Annotated in this window: 17 protein-coding genes; 12 read left to right on the plus strand and 5 right to left on the minus strand. The window is 68.5% G+C overall.

Translation table 11 applies throughout. The annotated features are described in order from the left end of the window. The 5 genes from G4D83_RS37655 to G4D83_RS37675 form a co-directional block, all read left to right on the plus strand. Positions 1-3004, plus strand: a 3004-nt coding sequence (locus G4D83_RS37655; protein ID WP_163869751.1) for a non-ribosomal peptide synthetase, incomplete at its 5' end; no start/stop codon positions are given. 8 nt (positions 3005-3012) lie between these two features. Beyond that, positions 3013-4227, plus strand: coding sequence for an aminotransferase class I/II-fold pyridoxal phosphate-dependent enzyme (locus tag G4D83_RS37660; protein ID WP_163869752.1), 1215 nt, complete (start codon positions 3013-3015; stop codon positions 4225-4227). 20 nt (positions 4228-4247) lie between these two features. After that, positions 4248-5138: an aldolase/citrate lyase family protein gene (locus G4D83_RS37665; protein ID WP_205522816.1), complete on the plus strand. Its 891-nt coding sequence runs from the start codon at positions 4248-4250 to the stop codon at positions 5136-5138. Then, entirely contained in the window at positions 5135-5662 is a 528-nt protein-coding gene (locus G4D83_RS37670; protein ID WP_163869753.1) for a MaoC/PaaZ C-terminal domain-containing protein, read from the plus strand. Before G4D83_RS37665 ends, G4D83_RS37670 begins: the two co-directional genes overlap by 4 nt. Further along, positions 5649-6647 carry an NAD(P)H-quinone oxidoreductase gene (locus G4D83_RS37675; protein ID WP_163869754.1) on the plus strand — a complete coding sequence of 333 codons (999 nt, stop codon included), beginning with the start codon at positions 5649-5651 and terminating at the stop codon, positions 6645-6647. The genes G4D83_RS37670 and G4D83_RS37675 overlap by 14 nt, the downstream gene beginning before the upstream one ends. A gap of 3 nt (positions 6648-6650) precedes the next feature. On the opposite strand, the gene G4D83_RS37680 is transcribed toward G4D83_RS37675, so the two are convergent. Continuing rightward, complete coding sequence (locus G4D83_RS37680; RefSeq protein WP_240357045.1) at positions 6651-7721, minus strand: ornithine cyclodeaminase family protein; 1071 nt, start codon at positions 7719-7721, stop codon at positions 6651-6653. Positions 7722-7908: 187 nt separating this feature from the next. Beyond that, complete coding sequence (locus tag G4D83_RS37685; RefSeq protein ID WP_163869756.1) at positions 7909-8943, minus strand: formylglycine-generating enzyme family protein; 1035 nt, start codon at positions 8941-8943, stop codon at positions 7909-7911. A gap of 275 nt (positions 8944-9218) precedes the next feature. Between G4D83_RS37685 and aspD the strand changes: the two genes are divergently transcribed. From aspD to G4D83_RS37705, 4 genes are all read left to right on the plus strand, one after another. Then, the gene (aspD, locus tag G4D83_RS37690; protein WP_163869757.1) at positions 9219-10892 is read left to right on the plus strand and encodes an aspartate 4-decarboxylase; all 1674 of its coding nucleotides are present in this window, start codon (positions 9219-9221) and stop codon (positions 10890-10892) included. Positions 10893-10929: 37 nt separating this feature from the next. Further along, positions 10930-12078 carry a type II asparaginase gene (locus G4D83_RS37695; RefSeq protein WP_163869758.1) on the plus strand — a complete coding sequence of 383 codons (1149 nt, stop codon included), beginning with the start codon at positions 10930-10932 and terminating at the stop codon, positions 12076-12078. Further along, entirely contained in the window at positions 12078-13229 is a 1152-nt protein-coding gene (locus G4D83_RS37700; protein ID WP_163869759.1) for a hypothetical protein, read from the plus strand. Before G4D83_RS37695 ends, G4D83_RS37700 begins: the two co-directional genes overlap by 1 nt. A 108-nt stretch (positions 13230-13337) precedes the next feature. Beyond that, positions 13338-14228 carry a bile acid:sodium symporter gene (locus G4D83_RS37705; protein WP_163869760.1) on the plus strand — a complete coding sequence of 297 codons (891 nt, stop codon included), beginning with the start codon at positions 13338-13340 and terminating at the stop codon, positions 14226-14228. A 9-nt stretch (positions 14229-14237) separates the two neighbouring features. Here the strand turns inward: G4D83_RS37705 and G4D83_RS37710 are convergent, their stop codons facing one another. Together G4D83_RS37710 and G4D83_RS37715 are read right to left on the minus strand one after the other, a co-directional pair. Next, positions 14238-17150 (minus strand): patatin-like phospholipase family protein, encoded by a 2913-nt coding sequence (locus G4D83_RS37710; protein WP_163869761.1) that lies wholly within the window; start codon positions 17148-17150, stop codon positions 14238-14240. A 111-nt stretch (positions 17151-17261) separates the two neighbouring features. Continuing rightward, positions 17262-19139, minus strand: a complete 1878-nt coding sequence (locus G4D83_RS37715; protein WP_163869762.1) for a SulP family inorganic anion transporter — start codon at positions 19137-19139, stop codon at positions 17262-17264. Between the two features lie 269 nt (positions 19140-19408). Here G4D83_RS37715 and G4D83_RS37720 point away from each other — a divergent pair, with 269 nt between their 5' ends. From G4D83_RS37720 to G4D83_RS37730, 3 genes are all read left to right on the plus strand, one after another. Beyond that, on the plus strand, positions 19409-20737 hold the full coding sequence (locus G4D83_RS37720) for a DUF1254 domain-containing protein (RefSeq protein WP_163869763.1): 1329 nt from the start codon (positions 19409-19411) through the stop codon (positions 20735-20737). 114 nt (positions 20738-20851) lie between these two features. Next, complete coding sequence (locus G4D83_RS37725; RefSeq protein WP_163869764.1) at positions 20852-21715, plus strand: transporter family protein; 864 nt, start codon at positions 20852-20854, stop codon at positions 21713-21715. Between the two features lie 89 nt (positions 21716-21804). Continuing rightward, entirely contained in the window at positions 21805-22353 is a 549-nt protein-coding gene (locus G4D83_RS37730) for an alpha/beta fold hydrolase (RefSeq protein ID WP_163869765.1), read from the plus strand. On the opposite strand, the gene G4D83_RS37735 is transcribed toward G4D83_RS37730, so the two are convergent. After that, positions 22322-24154, minus strand: a complete 1833-nt coding sequence (locus G4D83_RS37735; protein ID WP_163869766.1) for an aspartate:alanine exchanger family transporter — start codon at positions 24152-24154, stop codon at positions 22322-22324. The two genes, G4D83_RS37730 and G4D83_RS37735, sit on opposite strands and share 32 nt — an antisense overlap.

Raw genomic sequence — 24154 nt, forward strand, 5'->3', positions numbered from 1 at the left:
GGGGGACAGGGTGGGGCTGTGCATGGAGCGCTCGCTGGAGCAGATGGTGGGAGTGCTGGGGATATTGAAGGCGGGGGCGGCATACGTGCCGCTGGACACGAAGTACCCGGCGGAGCGGCTGGGGTACATGGTGGGGGATGCGAAGGTGGTGAGGGTGTTGACGAAGGTGCGTCAGCGAGAGGCCCTGCCGAAGTGGGCGCGCGAGTTGGCGCTGTGCGTGGATGAAGAAGCGGGGGAGGTGGCGAAGCGGCCGGACATGACGCCACCGAGGGCGGTGCCACCGGGAGGCACCTGCTACGTGGTGTACACGTCGGGGAGCACGGGGAAGCCGAAGGGCGTGGCGCTGTCACACGCGGCGCTGTGCAACCTGCTGCTGTGGCAGCGGGCGCACTCAGTGAAGGCGGAGGCCACGACGTTGCAGTTCGCGTCGCTGAGCTTCGATGTGTCCTTCCAGGAAATCTTCTCGACGTGGAGCGCGGGAGGGACGCTGGTGGTGCCACCAGCGGCGCTGAGGCAGGACGTGCCGGCGCTGCTGGACTTCATGGTGAGTCACCGGGTGGAGAGACTGTTTCTGCCCTTCGTCGCGCTGCAGGCGCTGGCGGACGCGGTGGCGCACGGGGCGAGCGTGCCGTCGTCGTTGAAGGAGGTGGTGACGGCGGGAGAGCAGTTGCAGGTGACGCCCGCGGTGGTGGCCTTCTTCGAGAAGCTGCCGGGGTGCGTGCTGGAGAACCAGTACGGCCCGTCGGAGACGCACGTGGTGAGCGCGCACCGGTTGAAGGGGCCACCGGCGAGCTGGCCGAGGCTGCCGCCGATTGGAGTGCCGCTGCCGGACACGAAGCTGCTGGTGTTGGACGGGCAGGGGAGGCTGTGTCCGATTGGAGTGGCGGGAGAGCTGTACATCGGCGGGGCGCAGTTGGCGCAGGGGTACCACGAGAGGGCGGAGCTGACGGCGAGGCGCTTCGTGCCGGACGGGTACACGAGGGAGGCGGGGGCGAGGCTGTACCGGACGGGAGACAGGGCGAGGTGGAGAGGGGACGGGGTGGTGGAGTTCCTGGGCCGGCTGGACGCGCAGGTGAAGGTGCGGGGCTTCCGGGTGGAGTTGGGGGAGGTGGAGGCGGCGCTGCGGGAGTTGGCGGGAGTGAGGGACGCGGCGGCGGGGGTGCACGAGGACGCGCCGGGGGACAAGAGGTTGGTGGGGTACGTGGTGTTGAGGGCGGGGGCGGCGTGGGAGCCGGAGGTGCTGAGAGAGGCGCTGGCGAGGAAGCTGCCGGAGCACATGGTGCCGCCAGCGTTGATGAAGCTGGAGGCGCTGCCGCTGACGCCGAGTGGGAAGCTGGCGCGAGGGAAGTTGCCAGCGCCGAACGTGGAGAGTCTGCGCGGCGCGGCGCCCTTCGTGGCTCCACGAGACGAGATGGAGACGCGGTTGGCGGAGGCGTTCGCCTCGGTGCTGAAGCTGCCGCGTGTCAGCGTCACCGACAGCTTCTTCAGCATGGGCGGCCACTCCCTGCTGGCGACGCAGCTGGTGTCCCGCCTCCGCTCCCAGCTCAAGGCGGAGGTGCACCTCAAGACGTTGTTCGAGGCGCCCTCCGTCGCCGCGCTGGCCAGACGACTCGAGTCTTCGCCGCGTGAGCCGCTGAGCGTGCTGCCGCCGCTGGTGCGTGCATCGCGTGATTCACTCCCGCCGCTGTCGTATTCCCAGGAGCGGCTGTGGAGGTTGTTCAAGGCAAACCCCACGTCCACGGCCTACAACCAGCCCGCGGCGTACCGGTTCAAGGGCGCGCTGAAACTGGATGCACTCCGCGCCGCGGTCCAGGGCCTGGTGGACCGCCACGCGTCGCTGCGCACCACGTTCAGCGAGGTGGACGGCAGGCCGGTGCAGAAGGTCGCGGAGTCGATGCGAATCGACCTGCCGCTGGAAGACTTCCGAGGGCGGGAGGACGCGGAGACGGAGTTGCTCCGGCGAATCGCCGAGGACGCACGCCGGCCCTTCGACCTCACCCGTGGGCCGCTCGTGCGCGGCTCGCTCATCCGGCTGGCGGATGACGAACACCTGTTCATCTTCAGCAAGCACCACATCCTCTCGGACGGCTGGTCGGAGAGCATCATCACCCGCGAAGTGGTGCACCTGTACTCCGCCTTCGCGCGGGGCGAGACGCCCAGGCTGCCGCCGCTCGACATCCAGTATCCGGACTACGCGGCCTGGCAGCGCCGATGGCTCTCCGGCGCCGAACTGGAGACGCGGCTGGACTACTGGCGCGGTGCCCTGGCCAAGGCCCCGAAGCTGCTGAACCTCCCTGTCGACAAGCCCCGGCCCGATACCCGCACCTTCAACGGCACGTCGATCTCCGTCTCGCTGGGACGCGCGCGCAGCGACGCCCTCAACCTGCTCTGCCAGCGGGAGCGGGTGACGCCCTTCATGGCGCTCCTGTCGCTCTTCGGCACCCTGCTGTGTCACCGGGCGCGCCAGGAGGAGATCGTCATCGGCTCGCCCATCGCCAACCGGGCGCTGCCGGAGCTGGAGTCGCTCATCGGCCTCTTCGTCAACACCGTGGCCCTGCACGTGGACCTGCGCGGCAACCCGAGCTTCCGTCAGCTCCTGTCGCGGGTCCGCGACGTCACGCTGGGCGCCTACGCGCATCAGGAGGTGCCCGTCGACCAGGTGGTGGACACCCTCGTCCCCCAGCGACAGCTGAACCGGGCGCCGCTCTTCCAGGTGATGTTCGTCCTCCAGAACACGCCCATGGAAGCGCTGGTGCTCCCGGAGCTGACCCTGGTCCCCATGCCCGCGGACCGGGGCGCGTCCATCTACGAACTCACGCTGTCGCTGCAGGAGCGCGCGGATGGCTTCTCCGGCTTGCTGGAGTTCAACACCGACCTCTTCGAGCCCGACACACCCAGACGTCTGCGCGAAGCCTTCACCGTGCTCCTCGAGCGGGTGCTGGCGTCGCCGGACCTGTCGGTGGGAATCGATGCGGTGGTCCCCGGATTCGAAGTGCAGGAGTGAGCGCCGTCATGGAACTCAAGAATCGCTATCGCAACACCGAGTCGATGATTGGCCACGGCAATCCATCCTTCACCGCCGCGAAAGAGGCGGGGCTGCTGGACTTGTCCGTGCACAACACCGGACGCGGCTCGCTCTCACTGCCGGATGGCCGTGAGTTCATCAACACCTGCTCATGTTCGTACCTGGGGCTCGATTCGCACCCGGACGTGCTCCAGGGCGCCATCGACGTCCTCCAGCGCGAGAAGACGATGACCATGTCCATCTCCCGTCTGCGCGTGCGACTGGCGGACCTGGATGCGCTCGAGGAGGAGCTGACCCACCTCTGGCGCGTGAAGACGGTGGTCACCAACTCCGCCAGCTCCGCCAGCGCGGGCCTGCTGCCCCTCATCGCCTCCGGACACCTGCTGCCGGATGGACAGAAGCCCATCCTCGTCTTCGACAAGTCCGCGCACTTCTCGATGAACCTCATCAAGCCCATCTGCGCGGATGAAACCCACGTCGTCACCGCGCCCCACAATGACTTGAACTTCCTGGAGGACCTCTGCCGCAAACACGCGCGCGTCGCGTATGTCGCGGATGGCTTCTACTCGATGGGCGGCGTGGCCATCGTGAAGGACCTGTTCGCCCTCCAGGACAAGTACGGCCTGTTCCTCTACTTCGATGACTCCCACTCGCTCTCCATCTACGGCGGCGCGGGAGAGGGCTACGTGCGCGCGACGATGGAGGGCGAGGTCAACCCTCGCACCATCATCATCGGTTCGCTGGGCAAGGGCTTCGGCACCGCGGGCGGCGCCATCATGCTCGGGCCCAAGCACCACGCGGACCTGGTGGGCCGCTTCGCGGGACCGCTCGGCTGGTCACAGAGCCTGGCGATTCCAGCCATTGGCGCCAGCGTGGCCTCCGCCCGCCTCCACGGCGCCCCCGAACTGGCCGCGCGGCAGAAGGCCCTGCGCGCCAACGTGCGCTACTTCGACGAGCGGGTGCGCACCCGGACCTCGGGCGAGGACTTCCCCATCAAGATCATCGACGTGGGGCCCGAGGCTGTCGCCGTGGAGTACTCGCGCAAGCTGATGGAGCGGGGCTTCTACTCGTCGGCGGTGTTCTTCCCCATCGTCCCGAAGGGGCGGGCGGGGCTGCGCATCATGCTTCGCTCCAACATCTCTTCCGAGGACCTCCAGCGACTCTGTGACGTCGTCCTGGAGCTGACCTCGCCCGGCACCTGAGCCAAGGAGCCACGCGCATCATGACCATGCCCTTGCAGTGCAGGTCCTTCCTGGTGACTCCCGCCATCGACCCCTCGCGCTTCGACAAAGCGCTGGAGGTGGGGGCGGACATGGGATTGCTGGACCTGGAGGATGGCGTCCCCGAAAGCCTCAAGAACGAGGCGCGCCGACTGGCCATCTCCTACCTCTCCACTTCGAGACCGCGCGGGCCCCTGTGCCTGCGCATCAACAGCCTGCGCACCGAGGCGGGCCTTCGCGACGTGCTCGCCCTCCTGGACTCCAACGCCCGGTTGGAGGCCCTGCTGCTGCCGAAAGTCGAATCCCCGTCGGAGATTCATCAAGTGGAGGCGCTGCTCGGCGAGCGCTTCCCGGAAATGTCCCTGCTCGCCATCATCGAGACGGCGCGCGGCGTGGAAGCGGTGGACGCCATCGCCATGTCCACCCCCCGCCTGCGGGGCCTCATCTTCGGCGCCGCGGACCTGTCCGCGCAGCTCGGCGTCCCCCTGGCCTGGGAGCCGCTGCTCTACGCGCGCTCCCGCATCGCCATGGCGGCGACCATCGCCGGGGTGAGCGCCATCGACTCGCCGTTCTTCGACCTGGAGGACCTGGCGGAGCTGGAGGACGAGACGCGCCGGGTCTGCGCGCTGGGCTACACCGGGAAGATTGTCATCCACCCGGACCAGGTGGGCGTCGTCCACGCGGCGCTGCGGCCCACCGCGCAGATGGTGGCCCATGCGCGGCGCGTGCTCGCACAGGCGGGGGACGGAAAAGGCGGCATCCACGTCGTCGGAGGGAGCATGATTGGTCCTCCGCTGGTGACGGTGGCTCGGCGCGTCCTGGCCAGCGTCCAGCTCGAGGAGGCCCTGTCACCCGTCCAACTCCGGGCGGGCTCCAGGAGTGGAGACTCATGAAGAAACTGGTGGCCGCCCACAAGAAGGTGGGCAAGCAGCGCTACCGTGAGACACACGGCCTCTTCTACGAGGACTTCGAGGTGGGGGACGTCTTCGAGCATCGTCCGGGGCGCACCATCACCGACGTGGACAACATGTGGCAGTCCCTGCTGAGCCTCAACACCCACCCGCTCCACATCGACGCCGTCTACGCCAGCAAGACGGAGTGGAAGCAGCCGCTCATCTCCAGCCTCGTCACGCTGGCCATCGTCGGGGGGATGAGTCTGAACAGCACCAGTGCCAAGGGCGTGGCGAACCTCGGGTGGGATCGCATCCGGTTGACGGCCCCCGTCTTCGTGGGGGACACCCTGTACGCGGAGAGCCGTGTGCTGGCGAAGCGGAAGTCCCGCTCCCGCCCGAAGCAGGGAGTCGTCACCGTGGAGACCCAGGGCCTCAAGGCGGACGGCACCGTCGTGATGACCTTCGAGCGCTCCTTCCTCGTGCCCTTGCGGCGCCATGGCGTGGATGTGGATGCGAACTACTGAAGTGATGACGGCGGTGGTGGTTCGGACCCCAGGTGGTCCAGAGCAGCTTCACCTGGAAGAGATGCCCCGCCCCACTCCCGCCCCTGGTCAGCTCCTCGTCAGGGTGCGCGCCTCCGCTCTCAACCGCACCGACACCACGCAGCGCGCGGGCGGCTATGCGCTGCCTCCAGACGTCACCAGTCCGCTGCTCGGCGTGGAGGTCGCCGGTGTCGTGGAGGCCGTGGGGCAGGGCGTCCGCGCCTTCGTGCCCGGCCAGCGCGTCTTCGGCCTCGTGGATGGCGGCGGGTACGCGGAGGCGTGTTTGATGGAAGAGGGCATGGCGGTGCCCATTCCAGAGGGCTGGTCCTTCGTCGAGGCGGCGGCCACGCCGGAGGCGTACTGCACGGCGCACGAGTCCCTGCTGGAGCTGGGCGGGCTCGCCTCGGGTCAGTCCGTGCTCATCCATGCGGGTGGAAGCGGAATCGGCACCGCCTGCATCCAGGTGGCGCGCTCGGTGGGCGCGCGGGTGTTCATCACCGCGGGCACGGAGGAGAAGAAGCGCCGGTGTCTCGCGCTGGGCGCGGACGCGGGCGTGGTGCGCACCCAGGAGGACTTCGCGCCAGCGCTCGCGCGGTGGACGCAAGGGCGCGGCGTGGACCTGGTGGAGGACTTCGTCGGCGGCGCGGCGCTGGAGCGCAACCTGGCCTCACTGCGCCTGGGCGGGTGTCTGCTGCTGGTGGGGCTGATGGATGGAATGCGCGGGGACATCGACTTGAAGCAGGTGGTGCTGCGCCGGCTTCAAATCAAGGGCATGGCCCTGCGTCCGTTGCCGCTGCCCGCCAAGCTGGCCGTCATGCGGCGCTTCCAGGAGCGGTGGCTGCCGGAGCTCGTCGCCGGCAGGGTCCGCCCCGTCATCGACTCCACCTTCCCGCTGGCGCGCGTGGCGGATGCTCACCGCCACATGGAGTCCAACGCGAGCTTCGGAAAGATAGTGCTGGAACTCTGAGGCTCAGCTCCCCGTGGCCAGACGGACGTCCCGCTTCGGCGCGGCCTCCGGCGTGTGCAGCAGCGCGTAGGGGTCCAACGCGTCGCCGCCGACCGTCTCCAGGCCCACGGAGGTTCCCAGGCCCAGCCGCTCCGCGTGCTTGAGGAAGAGCGCGGTGACGACCTGGTCCTCCAGCGCGTAGCCGGTGGAGTCGAACACGGTGGGCTTCTCCCGCCACGGCTCGTACACGTCCGGGTTCTTCACCAGGGTGATGAGGTCCGGGCCCACCTGGTCGGGGCGGATCTGCTGGCACTCGCCCTCCACCAGGCACTGCACCGTGAAGTCGGGGCACACCAGGCTGCGCTCCAGCAGCGACTTCGGCAGCTCCGTCTTGCCGGGCAGGTCGGAGCCCACGGCGTTGATGTGCACGTGCGGCTTGAGCTTCTTCTCGGAGAGGACGGGCCCGCCTCCCACGGCGACGGAGGTGGCCGTGCAGATGATGTCCGAGCGCTCCTCCAGCTCCGCCAGGGGGACAATCTTCACGTTCAGCCCGAGGAACGCCGTGCGGCGCGCGAACGACTCCTGCGCCTCCGGATTCGTGTCGTAACCGAGGACCTCGGTGATGGGGAACAACCGGCTGATGGCGTGGAGCTGCGTCACCGCCTGGGCTCCGCAGCCAATCAAGCCGATGACGCGGCTGTCGGGCGAGGCCAGGCAGCGCGTGGCCACCGCGGAGGCCGCGCCCGTGCGCAGCGCCGTGGCGAAGACGCCGTCCATCAGCGCGATGAGGTGGCCGGAGCGCACGTCATAGAGGCTGTTGGTCGCGATGATGGTGGGCAGCCCCCGCTCCTCGGGGTTGTGAGGGCTGTAGCTCACCATCTTCACCGTCACCGCGTGCCCGCGCTGCATCACCGGCATCCACTCCAGACACCCCGGCTGGCGCGCGGATTCCAACAGGAAGCCGTCCCGTTTGCGGACCTCCGTCTGCTCCCCATCGAAGGTGCGCAGCGCTTCGGTCAGCGCGTGGATGAGTTCGTCCATCAGCGCGTTCGCGCCGACCTCCTCCACGATGCAGCGCAGGTCGGACCGAGTCACCAACAGCGTCCGTGTCGCGTCGCTCTTCACTCGAGATACCCCTGGGCTGAATCACTGTTTCAGCAGCTCACGCGCGAAACAGGGCCTGCTGATAACACAGGTCTGTAGTGGGGGCGCAAACTAGCAGGGCTTTCGTGTTCGCGAACAGGGGGGGCTCAACCCGGCGAAAACTGGAGTATTTGCAGGGTCATCGCTCCGTGACGTGAACGATGCAGCGGAATCCGATGTGTGTGGTTCCGCTGTCAACGGCCTGCGGAGAACGCGCCGCGGGGCGGTAGCGCAGGCAGTAGTTGGACGCGCAGAGGTGGCTTCCGCCCTTGAGGACGCGGCGCGGAATCTTCACCTGCGGCGTGCAGGGGTCGAAGCTCGCGCCGTGCGACGGAGGGCCTCGGGGATTGACGGGGATGCAGCACGCCTTGCCCCCGTTGCCCTGGTGGCGCTCCTGGAACCAGTCCGTGGTCCACTCCCAGACGTTGCCAGCCATGTCGAACAGGCCGTACCCGTTGGGTGGGAAGCTCCCCACTGGCGAGGTCCCCTCGAATCCATCCGTGTTCAAGTTCTGCCAGGGGAACTCTCCCTGCCAGATGTTCGCCATTTGCTGCCCTTCCGGTGAAAACTCGTCTCCCCAGACGTAGACCTTGCGGTCCAGGCCGGCGCGCGCGGCGCGCTCCCATTCGGCCTCGCTGGGGAGGGCCTTGCCGACCCATGCGGCGTAGGCCTCCGCGTCCTCGTAGGCGACGTGGACCACGGGATGTGACTCTCGGCCCTTCCAGGTGGTGCCGTGGCCCTCCGGCTGTTTCCAGCAGGCGCCGGGCGTGTAGGCCCACCAGTTGGACAAGTCCTTCAGGTCCACGCGCTGAGCCGTCTTGCGGAACACGAGGGCGCCGGGCACGAGCAGCTCCGGCGCCGCGCCCGGGAAGTCGTCGGGATTCAGGGGGCGCTCGGCCACGGTGAGGTAGCCCGTCGCGTCCACGAAGCGCGCGTAGTCGGCGTTCGTCACCGGATGGCGGTCCATCCAGAAGCCGCTCACCGTCACCTGGTGCTCGGGCCGCTCCTCCGGATAGTGGCGGTCCGAGCCCATCCAGTACGTGCCCCCGGGGATCCACGCCATGCCGGGGAACGGCGCTTCACCGGGCGCCGCATTCGTGTCGACCTCGTTCTCGGGGCGCGACACTCGCGACTCCAGTTGCGTGGCTCCCTCGACGACATCCGTGCTGCTCATCTGGCGCCTCGTTCCGTGGAGGGGACTCGATGAGTTCCCCAGGCGGCAAGCTGGGTGGCCCCGGCGCGCGCGACAAGCCGGCCCTCCAGGGTGGGGCTCCCGAGGCGACGCACGGAGCAGACGCGGTCCGGGCACCCGGTCCTGCGAGCGCCCGGCGTGGAGCCGCCGCGCGGATTGGCGGCCTGTGCACGCGTGGACAACGTCCTCTCGCCAACGCGGTTCGACCCGAACCGACAGCCCCGCGAGCGGTGGGCGGCGGATGGAGCGCGACGGACATGAGCACCGACACGACGACCGAGACGCAGACGGGCGCACTTCGAGACGACGAGACGCCCGACACGCGAGCGCTGCAAAAGCTCAGCCCGTTCGAGCTGAAGGACACGCTCATGACGCTGGCGGATGAGTCCGCGAAGACGCGCGCGGCGGTGATGCTCAACGCGGGCCGGGGCAATCCCAACTGGATCGCCACCACGCCGCGCGAGGCGTTCTTTCTCTTGGGCCAGTTCGCGCTGCGCGAGTCGCGTCTGACGTGGAACGAGCCGGACGTGGGGCTCGCGGGCATGCCGAGGTCCCCGGGCATCGCCGCGCGACTGCGGCGCTTCCTCGACGAGAGCGACGACAGCGCGGCCATCCGGCTCCTGAGAGACTCGGTCAACTACGGCGTCTCCAAGCTGGGCTTCGACGCGGACAAGTTCGTCTGGGAGCTGACCGACGCGGCCATCGGCGACAACTATCCGGTGCCGGACCGGATGCTCGTCCACGCCGAGAGAATCGTGCGGGCCTACCTGGCCCAGGAGATGTGTGACAACCGTCCGCCGCCGGGGAACTTCGACTTGTTCGCCGTCGAGGGTGGCACCGCGGCGATGACGTACGTCTTCCGTTCTCTGATGGTGAACGGCCTGCTCCAGAAGGGCGACACCATCGCCCTGGGAACGCCCATCTTCACGCCGTATCTGGAGATACCGCGCCTGGAGGAGTTCGACCTGCGCACGGTGGACATCCGCCAGAGCGCGATGACCGAGGAAGGCCGCCACGCGTGGCAGTATCCGGAGTCGGAGCTGCGCAAGCTGGAGGACCCGCGCATCAAGGCGTTCTTCGTCGTGCACCCCGGCAACCCCGGCGCGACGGCCATGCGGCGCGAGTCATTGGACCTGCTGGTGGACCTGGTCCGCACGAAGCGGCCCGACCTGCTGCTGCTCACCGACGATGTGTACGGAACCTTCGTCGAGGGCTTCCGCTCACTCGCCGCCGAGCTGCCGCACAACACGCTCCTGGTCTACTCGTACTCGAAGCACTTCGGGTGCACCGGGTGGCGCCTGGGCGTCGTGGCGCTCCACGAGGACAACATCATCGACTCGATGATTGCCCGGCTGCCGGAGGGCCAGCGGGAGATGCTCAACGAGCGCTATGGCTCAATCACCCTGGAGCCGGAGCGGCTGAAGTTCATCGACCGGATGGTGGCGGACAGCCGCGCCGTCGCCCTGAACCACACCGCGGGCCTGTCCCTGCCGCAGCAGCTCCAGATGAGCCTCTTCTCGCTGTTCGCCCTGCTGGACAAGGACGACGCGTACAAGAAGCGCTGCCGGCGAATCTGCCGCGACAGGCTCGCGGGCTTGTACCAGGGCATGGGAATCGACCTGCCCGAGGACCCGCTGCGCACCGCGTACTACCAGACGTTGGACCTGGACGTGTGGGCGCGAAAGAACGTGGGCCAGGACTTCGTCGAGTACGAGGAGTCGCGGCATGACCCGCTCGACATCGTGCTCTCCCTGGCGCGACGGCACGGCGTGGTGCTGCTCAACGGCAGCGGCTTCGAAGGGCCGGAGTGGTCGGCGCGGGTGTCGCTCGCGAACCTGGATGACGACGAGTACCCCCGCATCGGCCAGAGCCTGAAGGACATCGTCATCCGCGCCATCGCGGAGTGGAAGGGCCGCGACCTGGACTCGTGAGGTTCCGTGACGCCCACCCCGAATCGAGAGGTCCGCCATGAACAGTTCGAAGAACACGGTGCGAGGGCTGCTGTGCGCGCTGGGCTTGCTGCTGACGGGCGCTGGAATCGCGGCGCAGGAGAGCCCGCCGCCGACGAACCCGGGCTCGTCGAAGGACTCGCCGAACACCGAGGAGGCGCGGGCCAAGAGCCCCGAGGAGATGGCCTCCGTGCGCATCCTCGCCACGGGCGGCACCATCGCCGGGGCGCAGGGCAATCCCCAGGGCTACGGCTACAAGTCCGGCGCCTTCAAGGTCGAGGACCTCATCAAGGCCGTCCCCAACCTCGACAAGGTGGCGAAGCTGACCGGTGAGCAGGTGGCGAACATCGGCAGTCAGGACATGAACGACGCGGTGTGGCTGAAGCTGGCGAAGCGGACCAACGAGCTGCTCGCTTCGCCGGACGTGGACGCCGTCGTCGTCACGCACGGCACCGACACGCTGGAGGAGACGGCGTACTTCCTGGACCTGGTCGTCAAGAGCGAAAAGCCCGTCGTGCTCGTGGGCTCCATGCGTCCGGCCACCGCCATCAGCGCGGACGGGCCGGGCAACCTCTACAACGCGGTGTCGGTGGCGGCGTCCCCCGAAGCGAAGGGGCGCGGGGTGCTCATCGTCATCAACGATGAAATCCACACCGCGCGCAACGTCACCAAGACGAACACCACCAACGTGGAGACCTTCCGCAGCCCGAACCGCGGCCCCGCGGGCGTCGTCAACACCGGGGAGGTCCACTGGTTCGAGCGGATGGACAAGAAGCACACCGTGGACTCGGAGTTCTCCGTCACCGGCAAGAACACGCTGCCCCGGGTCGACATCCTGTACGCCCACGCGAACATGAGCCCGGACCTCATCGACTCGGCGGTGAAGAACGGCGCCAAGGGGCTGGTCATCGCGGGGGTGGGGGACGGGAACATGACCCAGCCGGCGCTCGACACGCTGGCCCGGCACGTGAAGAAGGGCGTGGTGGTGGTGCGCAGCACGCGACTGCCCAGCGGGCTGGTGTTGCGCAACAACGAAATCAACGACGACCAGAAGGGCTTCGTGGCCTCCGGTGAGCTGAACCCGGCGAAGTCGCGCGTGCTGTTGCAGCTGGCCCTGCTGGAGACCAAGGACCCGACCCGGGTGCAGCGGATGTTCGAGGAGTACTGATGGCCAGCTCCCGCCTGCTCCCTGACTTCTCCCTGGTGAGGGGAGGACCCCTCTTCGAGCTGGAGCGCGGCCTGCACCTCATCGGGCCGCCCCGGTTCAAGGCCTGGCGGGCCGCGCTGTGCTTCACGCTCGTGAGCTGGGCGCCGCTGGCGCTGCTGACGCTGTTGCAGGGCGCGGGAGCCATGCGTCTGTTCCTCGCCGACTACCAGGTGCATGCGATGCTCCTGCTGTCGCTGCCCGTGCTCGTGGCGGCGGAGCCGTACATCGACAGCCGCGTCGGGGCGGCGGCGCGGCAGTTCCTCCGCGCGGCCCTGGTGGAGGAGAAGGACCGCGCGTCGTACGAGGCCATGGCTCGGGGACTGACGCGGTGGCGCGATGCTCCGCTCGTCGAGCTGCTGTTGCTGGGTCTCGTCATCGCGCTCGCGCTCATCTCCACGCCGGACCCGGCGAGGCAGTGGAGCATGGTGGCGGACCCGACGCCCCGACTGTCGCTGGCGGGCGGGTGGTACGAGTACGTGAGCGAGCCCCTGGCGCGCTTCCTCGTGTTCCGGTGGATATGGCGCGCCTTCGGCTGGGGCGTCTTCCTCCTGCGCGTCTCCCGGCTCCCGCTCCGGCTGGTTCCCACCCATCCGGACCTGGCGGGCGGGCTGGGTTTCCTCGCCATCTGTCAGGCCAGCTTCGCGCCGGTGGTGTTCGCGGTGGCGGTTCCCGTCGCCGCCTATTCGTTCCGGACCAATGCCTCGGCCATCACCGAGTCCCCCCTGGACTACGTGATGCCGCAGGTCCTCTACACCGTCCTCGCCTGCCTCGCGGTGTTCGCCCCGCTGGCGTTCTTCTCCCGGCAGCTCGTGCACGCCAAGCGGCAGGGCGACCCGTGGTTCTCCGCGGTCGCCGCGCACCACTCGCGCCGGTTCGAGGACAAGTGGTTCCGCCGGAATCCAGGCGTGGATCCGCTGAGCTCGGAGGACTTCTCGTCACTGGCGGACCTGGGCACGTCCTTCGTGGTCGCCCGGAGGATGAAGCTGTTTCCCTGGGACCAGCGCTCGCTCATCGCGGTGGCGGCGGCGGGCCTGGCGCCGCTCGCCATCCTCCTGGTGCTCGACAGGCAATTCCTCGCGGTGGTGTCCCAGCTCAAGAAGAGCCTGAGCTGAGCCTTGGCGGGCGCCCGGGTGCCCGGGTGCCGTGGGCTCCCTCGAGGAGGTGGCGGTGAGGATAACTATCCGGGGGCTCCACTGCGCGCCGCCCGCGAGGAGGCGAGCATGCTCAGGTCCGTGATCGCATTCGTGTTGGGCAACATCGTGACCCTGTTCATGTTCACCGAGGGACTGGCGCGCCGTCCCGGGGAGATTCGTCACGTCCTGGAGCGCCCCGCGCTCTACGTGCGCGCCCTGGTGGTGGTGTTGCTGCTGGTGCCCCTGGTCGCCCTGGCGGTGGTCAAGGTCTTCCATCTGCCGACGGTGGTGGCGAGCGCCATCCTGTTGATGGCCGTCTGTCCCGGCGCGCCGCTGCAGGTGAATCAGGCGAAGGCGCTCGGCGCGAATCCCTCTACCTCCATCAACCTGCTGCTCCTGTTCAGCGTGTTCGCGCTCATCACCGTGCCGCTCTGGGTGATGGGCGTGGACCGGTTGCTCGGCGTCGAGTTCAAGGCGAGCCCGGACCTGGTCTTCCGCCTGCTGGCGGTGAAGATCCTCCCGCCGCTCGCGGTGGGCATCGCCGTGCGCCACTACGCCCCGAACGTGGCCAAGGCCCTGGCGCCGTGGTGCGGCAAGGTGTTCAGCGTGCTGTTGCTCGCCGTGTCCGTGGGGGTGCTCTTCATCGTCGGGCCCAGGCTCATCCACATCGCGTGGATCGCCATCTTCGCGTTGGTGGTCATCATCACCGTGTCGGTCCTGCTCGGGCACTGGGCCGGAGCGCCCAGGCTGGAGGACCGCAAGGCGGTGGCGCTGGCCACGGCCTTCGCGAACCCCGTGCTGGCCATGACCATCATCATCCAGAGCTATCCCAACTACCGGGCCCTGGAGGTCGCGGGCGTGGTGGGGGCCTACATCGTCATCCGGTTGCTCGCGCTCACTCCCTACAAGTTCTGGGTGAAGCGTCAGCGCGATTCGGAGCCCTCGCGGCACGCGCCGTCGGATGGCGTCCCGGTGTGACGTGCTCCGTCAGCGCTTGAGGCGGGCGGGGTCCTTGGGGTGGATGCTCACCTTCGCCCAGATGAAGCCCAGATCGCCCCAGTCCTGCACCGCCTTGACGGTGACGTGCTGACCGACGCGCAGCGCGCCCAGGAGCTTGCCGTACGCGGCGGGCTCGCCCTCGGGCGGGTCGTCTCGCAGGAGCGAGGGGGCGGTGCTCTCCAGCGTGCTGCCCACGAAGCGCTGGGGCGGCAGGGACCACTCGGCCTGGGATTGCTTGCAGTAGAAGCAGGTGCGCCAGGTGTTGGTGCCCGACAGGTACTGGCCCAGGTAGACCCAGGCGTCCTTGCTGCCCTCGCCCAGCCGCGTCGCGAGGTCCGGCGCGCTCGCTTCGGCCTGGGAGAAGACCTGCACGGCGGGCGCGTCCCGGTCATAGAGACGGGGCGTGCCTTCCCGTTGCAGGGAGACCTGGTCGGCGGCGATCTTCTGGGTGAGCTGCACGGCGAGCATCCGGGTGATGGGGTCTCTGAGCCGCTCCAGCAACGCCGGATGGGCGTGGATGGAGAGGGGCCCGTAGAAGGAGTCGCTGGCGACGATGCGCTCGGTCTGCGCCGCGCCCTGGAGGTTCTTGATGTGGCTGGCGATGAGGTCGCTGGCGCTCTCCTCCTGCCAGAGGAACTGGCCCAGGAGTCGGCCCTTGTCCTTGGGGCCCAGGGCCCAGGCGGTCATCACCTCGTCCTGGTTCTCCTCCAGGCACTGGCGCTGCGCGTCGCTCGCGTCCACGGCCAGTTCGGCGTCTCCGTAGGCGTAGCTGGTCTGCATCATCGACACCTGCTTGCCCGCGAGAAGTCGGCCGATCTCCGCCTTCTGGTAGTTGGCCATGTCGCGCGCGAAGGCATGGCTGGAGCGGGAGAGGGCGGAGAGGGGCGTGGAGATGGGGCCTGTCGTGTCCTCGCTCGCGTCCAATGACGACGGCTTCGCGCCCGAGTCGATCTCCACGAAGAGCACGCCCCGCGCCTTGAGCTGCTTGAAGAACAGGTCGATGCCCGCCTGCGCCTGGGGGTTCTTCTTCCAGCGCTCCGTGTCCGTGAGCCCTCGCAGCAACAGGACGAAGGTGTCGAGCCCGGTGTTGTCGAAGACGCCTCCGTCGATGAGCGGCTCGCGGTGCCCCTTCGCGTCGATGACTCCGGGCAGGTCGACGACGAAGGGGAAGTTCGCGGACGCGCGGACCGCGTCGGCGAGCGCGATGTCCCCCGTCGTGGTCAGCTCGCTGGTGGAGCGGGCCTGGGCCTCCGGCTGGGTGCCATCACTCACCATGCGCGGGGGCAGGGGAGGCTTGCCGGTGACGACCCGTCCGCCCGTGCGCGCGCTGGCCGTGTTGAGGAAGAGCAGGGGGACGCTGCCATCCTCGGGGAGGCTCGCGGGCCAGCCCAGGTAGTCGGACCAGAAGGACGCCAGGCCTCCGCCACGGCTCACCCCCGGCATCACCACGCCGCGCAGCAGGGGCGCGTTGAAGTCGACGAACATGTCATCGAGCGCATCGCTGCTCAGCGGCCACAGCCGGTCCGCCGTCAGGCCACAGGCGCCGTTCATCAGGTGCGACGCGAGCTCCTCGCGAGGCGCGTGCTTGAGCGGCACGTCGGCCGGGACAATCTCCCCCAGCGTCCCCGCCGCCAGCCGGTGCGAGAAGTGCGCGCTGGCGACGCTGCCGCCGGAGACGCTGCTGATGAAGAGCACGTGGTCCGACAGCGGCTGCGCGCGGCACCGCTCCGAGGTGGCGTCGGGGACGCTCACGTGCATCCGGCTCAGGCTCTCCAACGTGAGCATGGCGAAGATGGCCGCGCGCGAGCCGCCTCCCGCCGCGGAGACGAAGACCACCGGCCCGTCACACATCTGCTCCAGGCGACGGTTCGCCGTGCCGAGCCAGCGGGTGAAGAGGACGTCCTCGCTCGCGGACGCGCCCTCGGCCAGCGGCAGGGGCGTGAGGGACTCCTGCCTGTCCAGCAGGTTGACGACGAGGAACCCGGAGGCCAGCAGCGCGAGGGCGAGCACGGCGCGCTGGACCACGCTCTCCACCAGGTCGAGCGCGCGGGCAGCGCACAGAATCACGAAGAGCAGGTGGTAGATGGCCCAGATGGTGTAGAGCCGGAAGCTCGCCTCGGGAATCGTCGGGATGAAGAAGCCCCAGAGCAACTCCGCGAGGAAGTAGGAGCCCAGCGACATCACCAGGCCTCGGGTGATGACCTCCGTCAGGACGCGCAGCGAGGGCTTCCAGGCAATCACCCGGGTGCCCACCAGTCCGAGCACTCCCACGGCCGCCGCCAGCGTGGCGACGAGGATGGGCCCCGAGTCCCTGGCCTTCCATGGCGCGGGCAGCAGCCCCAGGAAGCCGACGAGGCCCAGCGCCAGTCCCGCCACGATGATGCCGAAGTACAGCAGTCCTCCTGGGGTCCGCGGTCCGTTGGCGGGAAACGCCAGGGGGAAGCGTGCCAGCGTCACCAGCCTTCGGCACACCGCGAGCACCGCCCGACTGACGAAGTTGCGGCGCTCCATCCACCGGGGGACGTCCTCGCGCGGCACGAAGACCCACATCGCGCTCATCAAGAAGAAGGCGCCGAGCAGCAGGACGTACGCCCAGAACGTCACGGCCATCAGCGCGGAGCCGCCCGCTTGCAGCGAGGCCACACCGGGCAGTTGCAGCACGATGTTGTGGATCTGCGGCAGGTTCGTCAGCGCGAGGCCGGCCACCAGCAGCGCGATGATGGTCGCCAGCCGCTTCTCGACATAGCCGACCCAGGCGGGGACTCGCGGTGCTTCCCTCAGCGCGCCCGGCACCGCGTGCACCAGTTGATTGCGTCCGCCAGCATCACCCAGGGGAAGTAGGGGCCCGCCGCGCTGCTCCACCACGTTGGGTCTGCTCCTGCTCTGGCGTCGCTTGCTCACGGGCCCCCCTCGTTGGACAGGCGGAACCGTCCGATGAGTTCTGGCTAGTACGGCTTGTCCAGAATATCACCGTTGCGTCTGTCCATGGGTCCCGGGGGGCGGGGTGGACGCCTACTCGTGTGGCGAGGAGCCGTCGTCGAGCCGGGCCAGCCGATGGCGCAGGGCTTCCAGCCGGCGGCGGTCGTCATCGCCCTCGGCGGCGGGGATGGCCTCCTCCACCAGGGCGTTGAGCCGGTGGAGTCCGTCCTTCACGAGCGACCACTCGGCCTTCGAGTGGTGGGTCCGGTGTGACAGGTACTCCACCACACCGTTCAAGGTCTGCGGGTGGATGTTCTTCGCGCCGATGCGCTCCGTCACTCCAGTCCGGTCCAGCATCTGCTGTGTCTGGCTCAGCACGCGGGAGAGCATCAGCGTGATTTCACGGTGCTCCAGCGAGTCCTTCAGCGCGCCGAGCATGTCCGCGCCGGGCACGTCGAGGTCCGAGGTGACTTCCAGGTCCAACAGCACGACGTGGACGGGGGAGGTAGCGCTGTCCACCCGGCCGATGATGGCGTCCCGGAGGGACGTGGCGTTGGCGAAGAAGATGCCTTCGTTCGGACGAATCATCAGCAAGCCGGGCACGGTGAGGGGCGCGGGCTGGCGACGGACATCCGCGAAGTCCAGCGTGCCCGGCGCGCGGCCCAGCTCACTCACGCGGGGCTGGCTGGCACGCCAGACGAGGAGCGCCACGGACAGACCCACGGAGACCATCAGTCCGGGGAGCACCTCGAGCACGAGCACGCTGAGGAGCGCGCCCGCGGCGAGGAGGAAGTCGGTGCGGCGCAGCTTGAAGAGGCGGCGCATCTCCTTCACGTCCATCATCCCCACGGTGGCGAGGATGACGATGGCGGCCAGCGTGGCCTCCGGCAGCGTGCGGAACAACGGGGTGAAGAAGAGCGCCACCAGCGCGAGGATGGCGGCGGCGAGCAGGCTGGACATCTGCGAGCGCGCCCCGGCCGCGTCATTCGCCGCGGACTTGGACAGGCTGCAGCCCACGGAGAGGCCTCGGAAGAGTCCCGCGCCCAGGTTCGCCGCGCCCAGGCCGATGAGCTCCTGGTTGGGGTCCACTTCATACCGGTGCTTGGATGCGAACACGCGCGCCGGGCCAATGGCCTCCGCGAACGCCACCAGCGCGATGCCGAACGCGCCCGGCAGCAGCTTCAAGAGGTCGCCCATGCCCACGTCCGGAATGGCCGGGCCGGACAGGCCCGAGGGGATGTTTCCCACCACCTTCACGCCGTGCCCCTGGAGGCCGAGCACGCCGACGACGACGGTGCCCAGCACCAGCACGACGAGGGACGCGGGCAGGCGTGGCAGGAGCCGGCCTAGCAGCAGCAATACCGCGACGCTCGCCGCGCCGATGACGAGCGTGAGCGGCTGCGTCTGTCCCAGGTGCGTCACCAGGTGCCACAGGCGCTCGAAGAAGTTGCCGCCCCCGGCCTCGATGCCGAGCAGCTTGGGCACCTGTTTGATGGCGATGACCAGCGCGAGGCCGAAGACGAAGCCGGTGAGGACCGACTCCGAGAAGAACTGGGCGATGCGCCCGAGCTTCAGGACTCCGGCGAGGATGGAGATGGCGCCGGCGAGGATGGCCAGGGTGGCGGTGAGCGCGATGAAGCGAGGCGTGCCCGAGGGCGCGAGCGCGGCCACCGTGGACGCGGAGAGCACGGCCACCGTGGCGGAGATGGCGACCACGAGCTGCCGGGACGTGCCCAGCAAGGCATAGAGGACCAGCGCCACCGGACCCGCGTAGAAGGCGGCCTGTGGTGGCACGCCCGCCAGCTCCGCGTAGGCCATGGCCTCCGGAATCTGGAGCGCGGTGATTGTCAGCGCCGCCGCGATGTCGCGCTTGAGCGAGCTGGGACGCCACTTGGGGAGCCAGGACATGAACGGCAGGAAGCGCGCGACGGAGGGGGCTCCGGGGCTGTGCGGATGGGAGATCTCCGGCATGTGGGTCGCTCCGGCGGTCGTGTCCCTCACACGTTGCTGAGCGCACCCCGGTCCGACAATCGAGCCCGCGCCGATTCGAGCGCTCGCAAGGCCCGGTCCTCCCGGGCCGCGAGGCGGGGCGAGCGAGCGGCGAACGCGGCGGTTCTCGGCGGGCCCTCTCTCGCCGGTCCCCCGGACTGTTGCGTGCAAGTCAGCTCCGGCCCACGTTGCCGGACGTGAGAGCCGGGCAGGTGATTCCGCCGTCCTCGCTCCACGGGAGAGGTGCCACCATGTTGGAGCCATCGACCGCGGGACTGACGGCCCTGGAGATTCAAGACCTGGCGCGCGACGCCTATGTCTTTGGATTGCCGATGGTGGAGCACTACCGGCTCTTCGCGCTGGGCTTCCTGTCGGACTCGCCGCAGGTCCGGCCCGCCAACGTCTTCCTGCACTTCCCCCGGCTCTTCACCCCGAAGGACCGCGATGTCGTCTCCGCGAACAACGACACGCTTTATTCGGAGGCGAACCTGGACCTGCGCGGCGAGCCCGTGGTGCTGGACACGCCCGAGCTGGGGGGACGGTACTTCTGCGTCCAGTTGGTCGACATCACGACGAACAACCTGGAGTACATCGGGACGCGGGCAACGGGAACGGACCCCCGACGCTTCGTCATCGCGGGTCCCGACTGGAAGGGCGAGCTGCCGGAGTCACTGAAGGATGCGCTCGTCATCCGGTCGCCCTCGATGTTCGTGGCGGCGCTGCTGCGCATCGGAGTCCAGGGGCCCGAGGACGTGTCCAAGGCGGCTTCTCTCCAGCAACAGTTCCGCCTGACGCCGCTCCATGTGCTCACGAAGCGCCCCGCGCCGACGCTGCCCGACGTGGTCTGGCCGCCGTACTTCGACGACAAGGCGGACAGCTCGTTGAAGGCGTTCGAGTACGTCAACTTCATGATGCAGTGGCACCGCTTCACGGACGCGGAGCAGCCCTTGCTGGCGCGCTTCGCCCGCATCGGCGTGCGGCCCGGCGCGCGCATGGATGCCCAGGCGTTCGCGCCCGAGGTGCGCGCGGCGATGTTGGAGGGTGTGAAGGATGCGCGCCGGGTCATCCAGAAGCGCCCCGTGCTGAAGCAGGGATGGGAGCTGCCCGACCCGAAGGTGGGTGCGTTCGGGGGCGACTACCCGTTGCGTGCGCATGTCGCGTGGAACTACATCTACGCGAACTCTCCCGTGGAGGCCGTCTATCCCATCACCCACCTGGATGGTGAGGACCGCCTGTTGGATGGGAGCCGGAGTCGCTACGTGCTGCGTTTCCCGGCGGACGCGCTGCCTCCCGCCCGGTTCTTCTGGTCCCTCACGGCGTACGACGCGGACACACGGATGCTGGTGGACAATCCCATCCAGCGCTACTCGGTGGGGGACCGCTCGCGCGACTTGAAGAAGTCGAGCGATGGCTCCATCTCCTTCTTCCTCCAGCACGACGCCCCCGAGCCGCAGCGGGTGGCCAACTGGCTGCCCATCCCCGACGGGCGCTTCTATGTCCTGCTGCGCATCTACGGCCCCACCGGGTCGGCGTTGAGAGGGGCCTACGTCCCTCCGGCCATCGATGCGCTGAGCGATTGACTGACGTCCCGAATGCTCGGAGCCGGGGTTCCCGCCCCCAGGGGAGGGGTCCGTTGACGGGCTGCTCGTCGATGGACATCCCCACCCGGTGCCGCTGCTGGCACAGGGGGATGGATGCGAGCACCGAGCGCGAGGCAATGCGGGTCGTTGGTCCTGGCGATGCTGCTGGTCATCCCGCTGCTCTCGTCCGCTGAAGCGCCGGCTTCCGCGCCGGCTGGAGGCGAGGGCGCGGACCAGCAGGACCTGGCGAAGGCGGTGCAGAATCCGGTGGCCGACCTCATCAGCGTTCCACTTCAAGACAACCTGGACCTGGGCGTGGAGCCTGGGGAGCGGGTGAGGAACACGCTCAACATCCAGCCCGTGGTACCGCTGCCGCTGACGCGGGAATTCAACCTCATCGCGCGGGTCATCCTGCCCATCCTCTATCAACCGGACCTGGCCGACGGGAGTGGCGGGACGTTCGGGTTGGGAGACACATCAGCGACGTTCTTCGTGGCGCCGAAGAAGCCGGGGCTCTTCATCTGGGGCGTGGGCCCGGCGTTCCTGTTGCCGACGGGGACGGCGGACGTATTGGGCACGGGCAAGTGGAGCGTGGGGCCGTCCGTGGTGGTGCTGGTTCAGCCGTCGCCCTGGTCCATCGGCGTGCTGGCCAGCAACGTGTTCTCCGTGTTCGGTGATGATGACCGGGGGACGGTGAACCAGCTGCTGCTCCAGTACTTCATCACCTGCAACCTTCCGAAGGGCTGGTACGTGACGTCGGCGCCCATCCTCACGGCGAACTGGGAGGGGCCCTCTGGAGAGCGGTGGACCGTTCCTTTCGGCCTGGGGGCAGGGAAGGTCTTCACCGTGGGCAAGCAGGCCCTGAATGGCTCCGTGTCGGCCTACTACAACGCGATTCGTCCCGACCTGCCGGGGAGCGCCGAGTGGCAGCTCCGAGTCCAGCTCTCCTTCCTGTTCCCACTGAAGAAGAAGCACTGAGTCCTCCCGGTGAAGGCTGTCACGCCAGCCCGGGTGGATTGCCAGCGCCGCCATCATCGTGCGTCCGCGCCATCTCCAAACACGTCAGCGTGCTGGAGCAGGCGGGGTTGATCACCAAAAGTCGCGACGCGCAGCGGAGGCCCAGTCGGATTTCGCTCGGTCCTCTTCAGCAGGTCGACACGTGGCTGGACGGCTACCGGCGCCTCTGGGAAGGCCGGTTCGACAAGATGGAGAAGATCCTGGCCCGCGTTCAGGCGGTGGCTCGCGAGGTCGAGGATCTCGCGGCGGTGATTGCCGAGGCCGGTGGGAGGGCGATGGCCTACGGGATGTCGTCTGGAGCGGCGCTGGTGCTCGAAGCCGTTGGCGCGGGGCTGCCGATTTCGCGGTTCGCGCGGGACGCGGACGGCGGTGGCCTTCCCGACGCGCTGCTGGCGTCTATCGGTACGCCGGGCCTCGTCGTCGCTGGCGGCGCCAGTCCCGGGTGGATGATGGATGGCGCGAAAGCAGTGGCCGCGAGGCTCCGGGAGGGGACGCTGCAAGTGATTCCGGACCAGACGCACAACGTCTCGATTGCGGCGCTCGCGCCAGTGCTCGAGGCGTACTTCCTCAGCCCATCAGGGCGAACAGGTAGCAGATGAAGGTGAGCAGCAGGTTGGAGATGGCGAACGTCACCGGATATCCAATCGCCGGGACAATGCTCTTCGACGCCTCCTGCGCGGCCCTCATGCCGGCGCTGTTGCAGCGCGCGCCAGCGATGGCCCCCATCAACACCGCGCTGTTCATCTTGAAGATGTACTGACCCACCATCCAACCAATGATGGGAGGAACGAAGGCCGCGATGGAGCCGATGATGAGCGTGGGCCCCAGGAGTCCGCCCGCGATGGCATGCGCCACACCCGCGCCCGAGTTCAGCCCCAGGATGGCGATGAAGACATTCAGCCCGACATCCTCGAGCAACTGCCGCGCGGACTCCGGGAAGGGACCGCCGAACGCCGGATTGCGCGTGCGCAGGATGCTCAGGCCGATGCTGATGATGAGCAGACCCACCGCCGAGCCCAGGCTGAACTGGATGCCGAACAGCGGAACGGTGATGGCGCCGAGGAACGCACCCGCCGCGAGCCCCAGGCCCAACGTGATGATGTCCGTGGACAGGCTGGGCTTCACCGCGGGCCCCAGCACCTTGCGCAGCTCCGCCACCCGCTTGGGACTGCCGGTGATGCGCAGCACGTCGCCCCGGTTGATGGCCTGGTCCCGACTCACCGGGAGCTGATCTCCTGCCCGGAAGAGGGCGTTGAGGTAGATGCCCTGGCCCATCCGCAGCGCCAGTGCCCCCAACGTCTTCCCGATGACGTCCTTGTTGTGGACGATGAACTCCACCGTGTCGAACTTCACGTTCCGCAGCTGCGAGTCGTCCACCTCCGGCCCGATGTGCGGCCCGCCCGCCAGCAGCAGTGACACCGGCCCGAGCATCGCCACCTCGTCACCGCGGTTCAGCACCAGGTCCGGTGGAGGATTGTAGACGCGCCCCTGATGGTAGACGCGCTCGATGGCCACCCGGGGATGCGCATGGTCCAGGTCCGCCACCGTGCGCCCCTCCAGCGCCGGGTTCTCCACGCGGAACACTCGCAAGTCCAACGGCATGTAGCCCCGGATGAACGAGTCCGCGGTTCCCGGCAGCGGCGCGGAGTCCTCGCCCATCAGCTCCTTCTCCATCTCCTTGCCGTCCGCCACCGCGTCCCTGCCGAACATCTTGGGCATCACCGACATCAACACCGTGAAGACCACCATGCTGATGCAGTAGAGGAACGCGTACGACGTGGTGAGATTGCCCGGCGCGTCGCGTGCCGCGTCCCCCGTCAGCGCCGCGGAGCCACTGGCCAAGGCCGCCCGCGCCGCGCCGAAGCCCGGCGTGGCCGTGTTCGCGCCGGAGAGGATACCGGCGAGCAACCCCGGCGCCAGGTGCGTGAAGTAGCGCGAGACATAGACGAGGGCCGACGAGAGCAGCGGTACGATCAGCGAGAGGATGATGAGGTGCTTGCCCTCGCGGTGGATGCCACCGAGGAACTGCGGCCCCACCTTCATTCCGATGGCGAAGATGAAGAGGTTGAAGAACACCGTGCTGGTGAACTCCGGCAGGGAGTACTCAATCTTGTAGGATTCGAAGGCCCAGAAGCTGACGATGAGGGCCAGCAGCAGCGTCGCCGCTGTCGAGCCCATGCCCACGCCCTTCACCTTCACCTCGCCCAGGGCATAGCCCGCGGCCACCACGAGGAACATCAAGATGAAGGGCTGGCGGCGCAGGTAGTCCAGCACCGCGCCAAAGACTCCGTGCGGGTGCGGCTGTACGGGAGGAGGCTGTCCCTGAGCGTAGGCGATGACCGCCAGACCGACGACGGCGGCTCCCACGAGCATGGTGGCGTGGCGCGCTTGGCTTCTCAT

The organism is Myxococcus eversor, assembly GCF_010894455.1.
GTDB lineage: Bacteria > Myxococcota > Myxococcia > Myxococcales > Myxococcaceae > Myxococcus > Myxococcus eversor.